Annotated in this window: 9 protein-coding genes and 1 pseudogene; 4 read left to right on the top strand and 6 right to left on the bottom strand. The window is 75.0% G+C overall.

Annotated elements, in window-relative coordinates; genetic code table 11:
* Positions 1 to 28 precede the first annotated feature (28 nt).
* The 3 genes from HLV61_RS02900 (at position 29) to HLV61_RS02890 (ending at position 3,064) form a co-directional block, all read left to right on the top strand.
* Positions 29 to 598 (top strand): hypothetical protein, encoded by a 570-nt coding sequence (locus HLV61_RS02900; protein ID WP_369252776.1) that lies wholly within the window; start codon positions 29 to 31, stop codon positions 596 to 598.
* A gap of 109 nt (positions 599 to 707) precedes the next feature.
* Positions 708 to 1,310, top strand: a complete 603-nt coding sequence (locus tag HLV61_RS02895; RefSeq protein WP_369252774.1) for an acyl-CoA-like ligand-binding transcription factor — start codon at positions 708 to 710, stop codon at positions 1,308 to 1,310.
* Between the two features lie 83 nt (positions 1,311 to 1,393).
* The gene (locus tag HLV61_RS02890) at positions 1,394 to 3,064 is read left to right on the top strand and encodes an MDR family MFS transporter (protein WP_369252772.1); all 1,671 of its coding nucleotides are present in this window, start codon (positions 1,394 to 1,396) and stop codon (positions 3,062 to 3,064) included.
* Positions 3,065 to 3,098: 34 nt separating this feature from the next.
* Here the strand turns inward: HLV61_RS02890 and HLV61_RS02885 are convergent, their stop codons facing one another.
* The 3 genes from HLV61_RS02885 to HLV61_RS02875 form a co-directional block, all read right to left on the bottom strand.
* Positions 3,099 to 3,734 (bottom strand): DUF1707 domain-containing protein, encoded by a 636-nt coding sequence (locus tag HLV61_RS02885; protein ID WP_369252770.1) that lies wholly within the window; start codon positions 3,732 to 3,734, stop codon positions 3,099 to 3,101.
* Between the two features lie 150 nt (positions 3,735 to 3,884).
* Positions 3,885 to 5,105 (bottom strand): MFS transporter, encoded by a 1,221-nt coding sequence (locus HLV61_RS02880; RefSeq protein WP_369252768.1) that lies wholly within the window; start codon positions 5,103 to 5,105, stop codon positions 3,885 to 3,887.
* Positions 5,102 to 6,142, bottom strand: a complete 1,041-nt coding sequence (locus HLV61_RS02875; protein ID WP_369252766.1) for an NAD(P)-dependent alcohol dehydrogenase — start codon at positions 6,140 to 6,142, stop codon at positions 5,102 to 5,104. Before HLV61_RS02875 ends, HLV61_RS02880 begins: the two co-directional genes overlap by 4 nt.
* Before the next feature lie 141 nt (positions 6,143 to 6,283).
* Here HLV61_RS02875 and HLV61_RS02870 point away from each other — a divergent pair, with 141 nt between their 5' ends.
* The gene (locus HLV61_RS02870) at positions 6,284 to 7,171 is read left to right on the top strand and encodes a helix-turn-helix transcriptional regulator (RefSeq protein ID WP_369252764.1); all 888 of its coding nucleotides are present in this window, start codon (positions 6,284 to 6,286) and stop codon (positions 7,169 to 7,171) included.
* Between the two features lie 56 nt (positions 7,172 to 7,227).
* On the opposite strand, the gene HLV61_RS02865 is transcribed toward HLV61_RS02870, so the two are convergent.
* From HLV61_RS02865 to HLV61_RS02855, 3 genes and pseudogenes are all read right to left on the bottom strand, one after another.
* The gene (locus tag HLV61_RS02865) at positions 7,228 to 9,474 is read right to left on the bottom strand and encodes a glycoside hydrolase family 3 C-terminal domain-containing protein (RefSeq protein ID WP_369252762.1); all 2,247 of its coding nucleotides are present in this window, start codon (positions 9,472 to 9,474) and stop codon (positions 7,228 to 7,230) included.
* A gap of 64 nt (positions 9,475 to 9,538) precedes the next feature.
* Positions 9,539 to 10,131: pseudogene (locus tag HLV61_RS02860) on the bottom strand (DUF1349 domain-containing protein).
* Positions 10,128 to 12,560, bottom strand: coding sequence for a glycoside hydrolase family 2 TIM barrel-domain containing protein (locus HLV61_RS02855; protein WP_369252760.1), 2,433 nt, complete (start codon positions 12,558 to 12,560; stop codon positions 10,128 to 10,130). The pseudogene HLV61_RS02860 and the gene HLV61_RS02855 overlap by 4 nt, the downstream one beginning before the upstream one ends.
* Positions 12,561 to 12,624: the final 64 nt, after the last annotated feature.

The raw sequence follows: 12,624 nt of genomic DNA, 5'->3' as shown, positions 1-12,624 counted from the left end.
CGCAGCGCGCTGGGTACCGACCGCCGTCATGAGCGGGAAGTCGGCCGAGGACTACGCCGAGGACTACACGGACCCGGAGCTGCGCGCACGGCTCAAGGAGGAGATCAAGGCCGGCGACAGGGGCGGGCGGCCCGGCCAGTGGAGCGCCCGCAAGAGCCAGCTGCTCACCCACGAGTACGAGGCGCAGGGCGGCGGCTACCGGCACGAGGGCGAGCGCACCGCCTCGCAGGAGCACCTGCAGGAGTGGACGAGGCAGGACTGGCACACCGCCGACGGCGGCGACCGGGCCCGCGGCGACGACGGGACGAGGCGCTATCTCCCCGACGCCGCGTGGGAACTGCTCTCCGAGGAGGAGAAGGCGGCCACCGACGCCCGCAAGCGCGGCTCCGACGAGCAGCACGTCGCCGACACCGACGCCGCCAAGGAGGCCCGCAGGGCCGCCGAACTGGTCGACCTGAAGGCGACCGAGGCGCGCGAGCGGGTGGCACACATGCACGGCGACTCCCAGCTCGACCGTGCCGAGCAGGCCGAGCGGGACCTCGGGAAGGCCCGCACGACGGTGCTCGAGGCGATCGAGGAGCAGCGCGACCGCGACTGACCCGGCCCGGGCGGCAGGAATGGCCCTTCCTGCCGCCCGTGAGCCACCCGACACGCCGTGCAGTGCACGCAATCTTGCACGGACTGCACTCTTGGGCGACCATGGCGGGGTGACGTCCGGCCTGCGCGAGCGCAAGAAGCTCGCCACCCGCGTCGCGCTGCACCAGGCGGCGCTGCAGCTGGTGGCCGAGCGCGGCCTGGACGGCGTCTCGGTCGACGACATCGCCGCGCGCGCCGACGTCTCCCCGCGCACCTTCTTCAACTACTTCCCCACCAAGGACGACGCCGTCCTCGGGCTCGACCCGGCCGACTCCGCGCTCGCGGCCGAGCGGTTCGCCGCCCGCCCCGCCGAGGAGGACCCGGTCACCGCGCTGCGGGCGGTGCAGGCCGAGCAGTCCGCCGCCATGGCCGGCGAGCCGCAGGGCGTGTGGCCGCTGCGGCTGCGGGTCGTCGACGAGCACCCCGTGCTCCTCGCGCGGCTGCACGCCGCCTTCGGCGGCTCCGAGCGCGCACTGGCCGACGCCGTCGCCGCGCGCACCGGCACGCGGGTCGGCGTCGACGCCTACCCCACGCTGCTGGCCGCCGTCGCCGGCGCCGCCATGCGCACCGCGCTGCACCGCTGGCTGGCCGCCGACTTCACCGTGCCGCTCCCGCGCCTGGTCGACGAGGCGTGGGACGTCCTGGCCGCCGGGCTCCCCGCCCCGCGCCGCTGACCCTCCGAGCGGCCGGCGTCGTCCGCTCCCCCCTCGGTGCCGCGCGCCCGCGGCACCGCCGAACGACCCGAAAGAGGACCTCCGTGCAGGCCCCGCCCGACAGCTCCGCACCGCCGATCGTCCTGACCCGGCGCCGCATCAACGTCATCTTCAGCGCACTGCTGGCCGGGATGCTCATGGCCGCCCTCGACCAGACGATCGTGTCGACGTCGATGCCCACGATCGTCGGCGAGCTCGGCGGCGTCTCGCACATGGCATGGGTGACCACCGCGTACCTGCTGGCGACGACGCTGGTCATGCCGGTCTACGGCAAGCTCGGCGACCTGTGGGGCCGCCGCACGCTGTTCCTCGTCGCGATCGGCCTGTTCACCGTGGCCAGCGTCGGCGCCGCGCTGGCGCCGGACTTCACCTGGTTCGTGATCTGGCGCGGGGTGCAGGGCCTCGGCGGCGGCGGGCTGATGATCCTGTCGCAGGCGATCATCGCCGACATCGTCCCGGCCCGGGAGCGCGCGAGGTACATGGGCCCGATCGGCGCCCTGTTCGGCCTGTCCGCCGTGGCCGGGCCGCTGGTCGGCGGCTTCCTCACCGACTCCCCGGCGCTGGGCTGGGAGTGGTGCTTCTGGGTCAACCTGCCGGTCGGCATCGGCGCCTTCCTCATCGGCTGGTTCGCGCTGTCCCTGCCGCGCAAGCGCAGCACCACCCCGCTCGACGTCGCGGGCATCGTCGCGCTGTCGGCGACGACGACGTCGCTGGTCCTGTTCGCCGACCTCGGCGGCAGCGACGGCTGGACCGATCCGCTGACCCTCGCGCTGGCGGCGGCGTTCGTCGTCTCGGCGGTCGCCTTCGTGCTGGTCGAGCGGCGCGCGGTCGAGCCGATCGTGCCGCTGAGCCTGTTCGCCAACCGGACGTTCGTCGTCGCCACGGGGATGGGCATGGCGGTGGGCCTGGGCATGTTCTCGGCCATCGCGTTCATGCCGACGTTCCTGCAGATGAGCTCGGGGCTGTCGGCCGCGAACTCCGGGCTGCTCATGCTGCCGATGACCGCCGGCATCATCCTCACGATCCAGGGCTCGGCGGCGTCCATCCTCAGGACCGGCCGGTACAAGCGGTTCACCGTCGCCGGGATCGCGGTGGTCCTCGGCACCGTCGTCTGGATGACCACGCTGACCGGCGCGACGTCGCTGTGGACGATCGGCCTGATGTTCTTCGCGCTCGGCTGCGGGCTCGGGCTGATCATGCAGAACGTCGTCCTGGCCGCGCAGAACGCCGTCCCGGCCACCCAGATCGGCACGGCCACCTCGACGAACAACTACTTCCGCGAGGTGGGCGCCACCCTCGGCGTCGCCGTCTTCGGGACGCTGTTCACCAGCCGGCTCGCCGAGAACCTGACCGGCGCGCTGACCGGCAACGCCGGGCAGGCGGCGGCCGCCGGCATCACCTCGCCGGACAGCCTGGTGCCGGCCGCGGTCGAGGCCGCCGGCGACCCGCTCCGGACGGCGATCGTGGACGCCTACGCCGACTCGCTCGCGCCGGTGTTCTGGTACCTCGTGCCGCTGCTCGTGCTCGCGCTGCTGCTGTCGTTCGCGCTCCGGGAGATCCCGCTCGCCGAGCACGCCGGCATGGTCGCCCGCGGCGAGGCGGTGGAGTCCGAGGAGGAGCTGGCCGCGCTGCTGCGGTCGGGGGCGCACGCCGCCGTCCCGGCGGCCGAGCCCACCCTGCGCCTGGACCACGACGACGACCAGCTGAGGGTCTGAGCGCAGCGCTGGACCCGGCGGGTCCGTCGCCGGGTCAGGGCTCGATCGGTCGGGGACGCTGGGCGAGCCGGTCGAGCAGTGCCCGCCAGCCGCCGGCCGACTCGCCGGGACCGAGGCTGCGCAGGCGCAGGTCCCCGATGAGCGCGTGGGCCCGGACGACGACGCGCGGGGTCCCTGCCAGCCGCGGCACCGGCGCCAGCTGGACCCTGCGGTCGCCGATGACCGTCCAGCCGACGAGCTCGGCGTCCACGCCCTCGGCGACGACCACGTCCACGTCGCCGATCACGGTGGTCAGCTCCAGCTCGACCACGTCGGCGTCCGTGCGGAGGGCCCGCAGGTCGACCCGGATGTCACCGATCCCGGTGCGGACGCGCTGGGGCAGCGGGGAGCGGGCGTCGAGCCGGACGTCACCCAGGACGGAGGACCGGGCCGAGGGCGGGCGGGTGCCCACGATGTCGACCTGCGCGTCCGCCGCCCGGGCCGGCAGGTCGGCCAGCAGCGGGCCGAGCTGGTCGACGGTCGTCGCCGCATAGGCGGCCTGTGCCCGCTCCCCGAACTCGTCGACGGTGATCCGCCCCTCCGCCATGGCGGTCTGCAGCCGGGTCACCACCGCCTCGCGTTCGGCGTCGGACGCCCGCACGGCGTGCCGCGGGACGGGGTCCTCGGTCATCGGCCGGCCTCCTCGTCCGCGCTGCCGACCCCCGTGGTGCCCCCACCCTGGCACGGCCGCCGGGTCGGACGACAGGTCCGCACCGTCCCGGTCGCGGAGGGCGCGGCGTGCACGTCCGCGGATCCGCCCGGCGCACTCCCGTCAGGGTGCTCAGGCGGCCCGGCGGCCCTGGACGCGGGCGATGGCGACCGCGGGGACCAGGGTGACTGCGGCGAGGACGGTGCCGACCATCGCGGGACCGGCTGCACCGAGACCGGAGTCGAGGGTGGAGCCGGCGAAGCCGGTCCCGACCGCGGTGCCGAGGTTGTACGCCGAGACCGACATCGCCACTCCCAGCGTGGGGGCCAGGCCGGCGAAGCGGACGGCCAGCGACGACAGCACGGGGTTGGCGCTGAGCCCGACGAGCCCCAGCAGGGTGACCAGCACGACCGTGGGCACCGCCTGCGCGGAGAGCAGCCAGATCGCCGCGAGCAGGACCGTGGTCACCGCGGGGACCGCGATGGTCGTCGCGTGCGGGCGGACGTCGCCGAGACGACCGCCGACGACCGTGCCGACCAGGGAGCCGACGCCGAAGCCCGCGAGCACGAGCGGCACCAGGCCCACCGCGATGCCGGCGCGGTCGGTCAGCAGCGGGGAGACGTAGGAGTAGGCCGACAGCACCCCGCCGGTCGTGGTCGCGCAGGCGGCCAGCACCAGCCACAGCCGGCCGGAGCGCAGCGCGGCTAACTCGGATCGCAGGGACACCGCCTCCCCGTCCGGGCCGCCGTGCGGGACGTGGCGGGCGACGAGCCACACGGCGGCCAGCGCGAGGACCGCCAGTGCCCAGAACGGCCCGCGCCAGCCCGTCACCTGTCCGGCGAACGCGCCCAACGGCACCCCGACGACGTTGGCGAGCATGCCGCCGGCGCCCACCAGGCCCAGGGCGCGGGCGCCGGCGCCGGGACCGGCGGCGCGGGTGGCCGCCACCGAGGCCACCGACCAGAACGCCCCGGTCGCCCACGCGGTGACGAAGCGGGCCGCGAGCAGCAGCGGGAGGTCCGAGCCGAGGGCGACGACGACGTGCCCGGCCGTGAAGACGACGAGGGCGAGCACCAGCGTCGTCCGCTGCGGCATCCGCCGGGTCAGCAGCGCCATCACCGGTGAGCCGACGATCATCCCGGCCGCGAACACCGTGATCAGCAGCCCGGCCTGCGCCACCGTCACCCGCAGGTCGCCGGCGATCTCCGGGAGCAGTCCGGCCACCACGAACTCGGTGGTGAGCATGAGGAAGGTGCCCGCCGCCAGCACGTACACGACCAGCGGGAGCCGTCCCCGGGCCCCGGCGGGCGGTGCTGCCGGGGCCGCCGGGTGGGTCAGCTGGTCCGGGGTCACCGCAGGGTCGCGGCGTCGATGACGAACCGGTAGCGGACGTCGGAGGCGAGCACGCGCTCGTAGGCCTCGTTGACCCGGTCGGCGGGGACGACCTCGACCTCGGCCCCGATGCCGTGCTCGGCACAGAAGTCGAGCATCTCCTGGGTCTCCGCGATTCCGCCGATCATCGAGCCGGCGTACGAGCGGCGGCCGCCGATCAGCGACATCGCGTTGAGGCTCAGCGGCTCGGCGGGAGCGCCGACGTTGACCAGCGTGCCGTCGACGGCCAGGAGGGACAGGTACGCGTCGACGTCGATCGGAGCGCTGACGGTGTTGACGACCAGGTCGAACCGCCCGGCCAGCCGGGCGAACGTGTCCGGGTCAGTGGTCGCGAAGTAGGAGTCGGCGCCGAGCCGCAGGCCGTCCTCCTGCTTCTCCAGCGACTGCGAGAGCACCGTCACCTCCGCACCCATCGCGGATGCGAGCGTGACGGCCATGTGACCCAGCCCGCCGAGACCGACGACGGCCACCCGCCTGCCCGGCCCGGCGCCCCAGCGGCGCAGCGGCGAGTAGGTGGTGATGCCGGCGCACAGCAGCGGCGCGGCGGCCGCGGGGTCGATGCCGTCGGGCACGCGCAGCACGAAGTCGGCGTCGACCACGACGTGCGTGGAGTAGCCGCCCTGGGTGGTGCTGCCGTCGCGGTCGGTGCCGGCGTAGGTGGGGACCATGCCGTCGAGGCAGTACTGCTCGTCGCCGTTGCGGCAGCTGGCGCACTCGCCGCAGGAGTCGACCATGCAACCGACGCCGACGCGGTCGCCGACCCGGTGGCGCGTGACCCGGGGCCCGACCTCGGTGACGACGCCGACGATCTCGTGGCCGGGGACGACGGGGAAGGGCTGCGGGCCCCAGTCGCCGTTGACGGTGTGGATGTCGGAGTGGCAGATGCCGGCGTACTCGATCTCGATCAGCACGTCGTCCGGGCCGACGTCCCGGCGCTCGACGGTGGTGGGGGCAAGGGGGCGGCCGGCGGCGGGGGCGGCGTAGGCGTGGACGCGCACGGTGGATCTCCTCGTTCGAGTGGTGGTCAGGCGTGGCTGGACTCCACGGAACGCTCCCGAGCACGGGGGTGGGAGGTCGGGTTTGTGGGGGGTGGCAGCTCGCCCCCCTTCTCCCGGTCGGCGCGACGTAGCGTCGGCGGCGTGGACAACCGCGCCGACATCCGCGACTTCCTCACCAGCCGGCGAGCACGGATCACCCCCGAGCAGGCCGGGCTGCTGCCCGGCGGTGGCCGGCGGCGGGTGGCCGGTCTGCGCCGCGAGGAGGTCGCCGTCCTGGCAGGGGTGAGCACCGACTGGTACACCCGGCTGGAGAAGGGCCACATCGCCGGCGTCTCCGAGGACGTCCTGGAGGCCGTCGCCCGGGCGCTGCAGCTGGACGAGGCGGAGCGCACCCACCTGTTCAACCTGGCCCGCGCCGCCTCCAGGCCGGCCCGCACCCCGCAGCGCCGCGGCGGCGGGGCGCAGATCCAGCCGCGGGTGCAGTGGATGCTCGACTCGATGACGGGGTCGGCCGCTTTCGTCGCCAACGGCCGCCTGGACGTCCTCGCGACCAACACCCTGGGGTGGGCGCTGCACTCCCCGATGTTCGACGACCCGCGGCGGCCGCCGAACTTCGCCCGGTTCCAGTTCCTCGACCCGCGTTCACACGACTTCTACGCGGACCGGGAGGGCGCGGCCGACGTCACCGTCGCCCTGCTCCGCGCCGAGGCCGGCCGCCGCCCGCACGACGCGCAGCTGCGCGAGCTCGTCGGGGAGCTGTCCACGATCAGCGAGGAGTTCCGGACCCGGTGGGCCGCGCACGACGTCCGCATCCACCACGACGGGGCCAAGCAGTTCCGCCACCCCGTCGTCGGCACGGTGGACCTGCACTACCGCACCCTCGACCTGCCCGCCGAGGACCGCTCGGACCTCCGCCTGACCGTCTACACCGCCGAACCGGGCACGCCGTCGGAGGACGCCCTCAAGCTGCTGGCCAGCTGGGCCGCGACCGCCACCGAGGCGGCCACCCCGGCGACGGACCGGACCTGACCTGATCCCCGCCGGTCCGGGGCGGCAGGAACGGCCATTCCTGACGCCCCGGACGGTCAGCCGGCGCGGGCCTCGCGGGCGACGGCGACCAGGCGGTCGAGCTCGGTCTGCGGGATCGCGGCGCCGAAGTCGGCGGCGAACCGGCGCATCGGCATCGACCCGATCATCTGCAGCATCCCGGCGTGCATCTCCGCGGCGCCGTCCGGCATGGTCGCGAGGAAACCCTCGAGCAGCTGCGGCCCGACGACCGGGTGCTCGAACCACTCGGCCACCGACGAGCCCAGCGTGAGCTCCGGGACGATCGGATCGCCGGCCAGCGTCACCGTCTCCTCCGCCACCACCTCGGCGGCGCCGGCACCGACCTGCACGGCGTACTCCCCCGGCGCCACCACCCAGCTGCCCTCCCGGACGTCCCAGTAGGCGAACGCGCGGCGGTCCAGCGCCAGCTCCACCGTCCGCGACTCCCCGGGCTCCAGGGACACCTTCGTGAAGGCGCGCAGCTCCCGGGCGGGACGGCGGACCGGGCCGGCCGTCGTCGCGACGTAGACCTGCACCACGTGCCGGCCCGTCCGCCCGCCGCTGTTGGTGACGGTCACCGCGACGGTCGCCGCGTCGTCGCCGGCGGCGGCCACCCGCAGGCCGGTGGTCTGCACGGTCGTGTAGCCGAGCCCGTACCCGAACGGGTACCGCACCGGGCGGTCGACGGTCGTGTAGTGGCGGTAGCCGACCATCACGCCCTCGCCGTAGCGGACGTGCCCCTGCTCGCCGGGGAAGGTGAGGTGGCTGGGGGTGTCCTCCAGCCGCAGCGGGATCGACTCGGCCAGCCGCCCGGAGGGGCTCACGGCGCCGGTGAGCAGGTCGGCCAGCGCGCCGCCGCCGGCCTGGCCGAGCAGGAAGCCGGCGAGGACCGCGTCGACGTCGTCGTGCCAGCCCTCCAGGGACACGATGCCGCCCGACGACAGCACCACGACGGTGCGCGGGCTCACCGCGGCCACCGCCCGGATCAGCTCGACCTGGGCGGCGGGCAGGTCGATCGCGGTCCGGTCGAAGCCCTCGGACTCGTCGTCCTCGGCCAGCCCGGCGAAGACGACGGCGACGTCGGCGTCGCGGGCCGCGGCGAGCGCCTCCTCGCGCAGCGCCGCGGCATCGCCGGAGCCGTCGAGGGAGAAGCCGGGCACGAACGACACGGAGGGCAGCGCCGCCCGCAGCGCGCTCAGCGCGTCGTCCACCCGGGTGGCGTTGACGTGCGAGCTCCCGCCGCCCTGGTAGCGCGGCGTCCGGGCGAACTCCCCGACGACGGCGACCGTCGTGTCCGACGACAGGGGCAGCACGGCGCCGTCGTTCTTGAGCAGCACCGCGCACTGCGCGGCCAGCTCCCGGGCCAGCGCGTGGTGCGCGTCGACGTCGAAGGGGGCGGCCGGCTCGTGCACCAGGTCGGCGAGCGCGGCCACCCGCCGGGCGCTGCGGTCGACGAGCGCCTCGTCCAGGTCCCCGGCGCGGACGGCCTCGACGACGAGCCGGTTGCCCGCGCCGGAGTCGCCGGGCATCTGCAGGTCCAGGCCGGCGGCCAGCGCCGCGACACGGTCGTCCACGGCGCCCCAGTCGGAGACGACGACGCCCTCGAAGCCCCACTGCTCCCGCAGCACCTCGGTGAGCAGCCAGCGGTTCTGCGAGGCGTAGACGCCGTTGACCCGGTTGTAGGCGCACATGACGGTGGCCGGGCGCGCCTCGGTGACGATCCGCTCGAAGGCGGGCAGGTAGATCTCGCGCAGCGTGCGCTCGTCGACGTCGGCGCTGACCTGCATGCGCTGCGTCTCCTGGTTGTTGGCCGCGAAGTGCTTGACCGAGGCGCCCACGCCCTGCCCCTGCTGGCCGCGGACGTGCGCGGCGCCGAGCACGCCGGTCAGCAGCGGGTCCTCCGAGTAGTACTCGAAGTTCCGCCCGCACAGGGGGGACCGCTTGATGTTCACGCCCGGGCCGAGGACGACCGGCACACCCAGCGCGCGGGCCTCGCGGCCGACCGCCGCGCCGATCCGCTCGGCGACGTCGGGGTCCCAGCTCGAGCCGACGGCGACGGCCGGCGGGAAGCAGGTGGCCGGGACGCTCTGCAGCAGCCCGATCCGGTCGAAGTCGCCCTCCTGGCGCCGGACTCCGTGCGGGCCGTCGGTGAGCACGACCGAGGGCAGCCCGGCCTCCTCGACCGGCGCGGTGGACCAGAAGTCCTGGCCGGACAGCAGCGCCGCCTTCGTCTCGAGCGGCAGCGCGTCGAGGGAGGACCGGTCGGAGGGCGTGGCGGAGGTCACCACCCGATCCTGCTGTGCCTCCGGACCGCACGTCCTCGTGGCTGCCATCCAGCGGCAGCATCCGTCAGTGCAACGCGGCGTCCGCCGGACCGACCGCCCACCGCCGGAAGCGCACGACGAGGCCGCTCCGGGTGGGTGCGCAGCAGTAGGGCCCGGCCCGCACCGCGGCCTCCGGCGGGAAGGACGCGACCCGGACCAGCCGGAAGGCCCCGTCGTCGACCCGCGCGCGGACGGTGACCGCGTCCCCGGCACGGCTGGCCCGGACGGTGACCCGGCGGCCGGCCCACTCCGGCACCGTGCCAGCGACCAGTCCGAGCGGCCCAGCGTGACGACGGCGCCGACGTGGGCGGCGCCGTCGGTCATCTCGACCCCGGCCTTGACCCAGGTCTCCTCGTCCGCCCGCAGCACCAGTCCGGCCTGGTCGAACTGCCCGTCCCACCCGGCGTCGAACGTCACCTCGACCGCACCCGAGGACGCCATCGGGGCGAGGAGCGCGTGCGCGTCGTCGTGCACGAACCCGTAGGCGGTGTGCCGCCACGCGTCGCTGCCCTCGACGGCGGTCACCACCAGGTCCGGCCCGTCGTCGGCGACGGCGGCGGGGGCGATCGTCCACTCGCCGGCGCGCCACGGCTGCGCGCGCAGCCCCGCGTCCGTCATGCCGGCACGGTAGAGGAGCCCGGTCGGCGCGCCTCGACGGTCGTGGTCACGCGCTGGCAGCCGGCCGCCGACGCGGTGACCGTGATCGTCCCCGGGCCGGTCGGGCGGACGACGGCCAGCGCGCGGCCGTCGAACGTGGTGTGCACGTCGTCGAGGTAGGACTCCTCGGTCGACGGCGCCGCGCTGCCGAACCCGGCGAGCACACCGGACCCCTCGACCCTGACGGTGACCTCGCGGTCGACGCCGAGCGCCACGGTGCCGGCGGCGTCCTGCAGCGTGAGGTCCACGTACGCGAGGTCGGTGCCGTCGGCCCGGATCACCTCGCGGTCGGCGACGGCTGCCAGCGCGACCGGCCCGTCCGCCGACCGCAGCGAGAACCGGCCGGTCTCCTCGCCGCCGGTGCGGGCGACGGCGGTGAGCTCACCGGGCGCCCAGGCCACCGTGAACTCCGCCCGGAAGCGGCGGGCCTCCCCTGCCTCCGCAGTGCCCAGCGACTCGCCGTCGAGCAGCAGCTCGACCTCCTCGGCGTCGCTGGAGACCTCGACCGTCAGCGGCGTCCCCTGGGTCCCGGAGGGGAAGGCCCAGCTGCCGACGGTGTCGCTCCACGACCACGGTGTCGACACGGTCTCCCGGCCGGAGCGCTCCGGCCGCAGGACCGCGACGTAGGGGTCGCGGCGGAGGCCGAAGACGATCTCGCGGTGGTAGGACGCCGGCCGCCGGTGCCCGGTGACGTCGATGTCGCCGACGTGCGCCAGCAGCCACGGGAACGGGCCGTTGAGCTGACGGGCGGCCGGGTCCTCGACGTCGGCGACCCGGCCGATGCCCACCTCCCCGAGGTAGTCCCAGCCGGTCCAGGTGAAGTCGCCGATCACGTGCGGGTTGTCGCGGACCAGCCGCCACAGCCGGTCGACGTCGGCCGGGAAGGTCTCGCTGCCCACGACGACGCGGTTCGGGAAGACCTCGCGGTCGGCCTCGTATCGGGCGTCCATGTAGTTCAGGCCGGCCACGTCGAGCACCGCGAAGGACTCCGCCGTCCGCCGGCCGACCAGCTCCGACCCGGACAGCTCGCGCATGAAGCCGCCCATGTCCGACAGCATCGTGTTGATGCCGCCCTCGACGGTCTGCGTCGCCTCGCCGATGACGGCGAGCATGCCGTTGACGCCGTTGGTGACCGGCCGGCTGTCGTCGAGGGCCCGCACCGCCTCCGCCAGCCGCCGCGACCACAGCGCGCCGTGCGGGGTGGCGACCTCGGGGATCTCGTTGCCGATCGAGTACATGACCACGCTCGGGTGGTTGGCGTCCTTGCGCACCATCGCCGTGACGTCGCGCTGCCACCACTCGGGGAAGTCCAGCGCGGCGTCGAGGTCGGACTTGCTCTCCGTCCACATGTCGGTGAGCTCGTCCATGACGAGGACGCCGAGCCGGTCGCAGGCCTCGAGCATCGCCCGGCTCATCGGGTTGTGGGCGCTGCGCAGGGCGTTGAAGCCGGCCGCCTGCAGCAGCTCCACCCGCCGCTCGTCGGCGCGGTCGACGGTGGCGGAGCCGAGGACGCCGTTGTCGGAGTGCACGCAGGCCCCGCGCAGGTCCACGGTCCCGCCGTTGACGCGCAGGCCGCGCACCGGGTCGACCGAGACCGTCCGGATGCCGAAGGTCACCGTCTCGTCGTCGACGACCGCGTCGCCGTCGCGCAGGTGCACCGTGGCGGTGTACAGCGCGGGCGAGCCGGGGCCCCACAGGGAGGGCTCGCGGACGACGAGGCGCTGCCGCACGACCGCGGGCTCGCCGGGCCGGACGGTGACCGGCGCGCGGTCGGTGGCGACCACGGCGCCGTCGGCGTCCCGCACCTCGGTGACCGCCTCGACCGTGGCCAGCCGCGGGCGGTCGTTCTCCACGGTCGTCGCCACCTCGATGACGGCCAGGTCGGCATCGACGTCCCGAGTCGTGACGCGGACGCCGTCGAGGGCGACGTGCAGCAGGTCGCCGACGGCGAGGTGCACCGGCCGGTGGATGCCCGCGCCGGCGTACCAGCGGGAGTCCTGGGCGGACCGGCAGACGACCCGCACCTCGTTGTCCCCGCCGTACCGCAGGAAGTCGTCGAGCGGCACGGCGAAGCCGGTGTACCCCGACGCCCGGTGCCCGGCCAGGGCGCCGTTCACGTACACCATCGCCCGCCGGTAGACGCCCTCGAACTCGAGCACCCACCGCCGGCCGGCGGCGTCGGCCGGGACGTCGAACGTCCTCCGGTACTCGTACACGCCGCCGGGGAAGTACCCGCGGCCGGCGCCGTGGGCGGGGTCGCGCGGCTCACCCAGGGTGGCGTCGTGCGGCAGGGTCACGTCCTGCCAGGGCGCGGCGGCACCGACCACCTCGGCGAAGGAGTTGGCGTGCGGCCGGGTCTGCCAGCCGGTCGTGAACGGGATGCGGCGCATGGCTGTCCTGTCATCGGGGGGACGAGGGGGCAGCACGCGACGGATGGCGTCCTGGCTGGAGCGC

The organism is Geodermatophilus amargosae, assembly GCF_041028265.1.
GTDB lineage: Bacteria > Actinomycetota > Actinomycetes > Mycobacteriales > Geodermatophilaceae > Geodermatophilus > Geodermatophilus amargosae_A.
This window is presented reverse-complemented; position numbering and strand designations above follow the sequence as displayed.

Bases quoted from the DNA above. Each gene is read 5' to 3' on its own strand.
- HLV61_RS02900 (WP_369252776.1), top strand. From the start codon at position 29: ATGAGCGGGAAGTCGGCCGAGGACTACGCCGAGGACTACACGGACCCG.
- HLV61_RS02885 (WP_369252770.1), bottom strand. From the start codon at position 3,734: ATGACCGAGGACCCCGTCCCGCGGCACGCCGTGCGGGCGTCCGACGCC.
- HLV61_RS02855 (WP_369252760.1), bottom strand. From the start codon at position 12,560: ATGCGCCGCATCCCGTTCACGACCGGCTGGCAGACCCGGCCGCACGCC.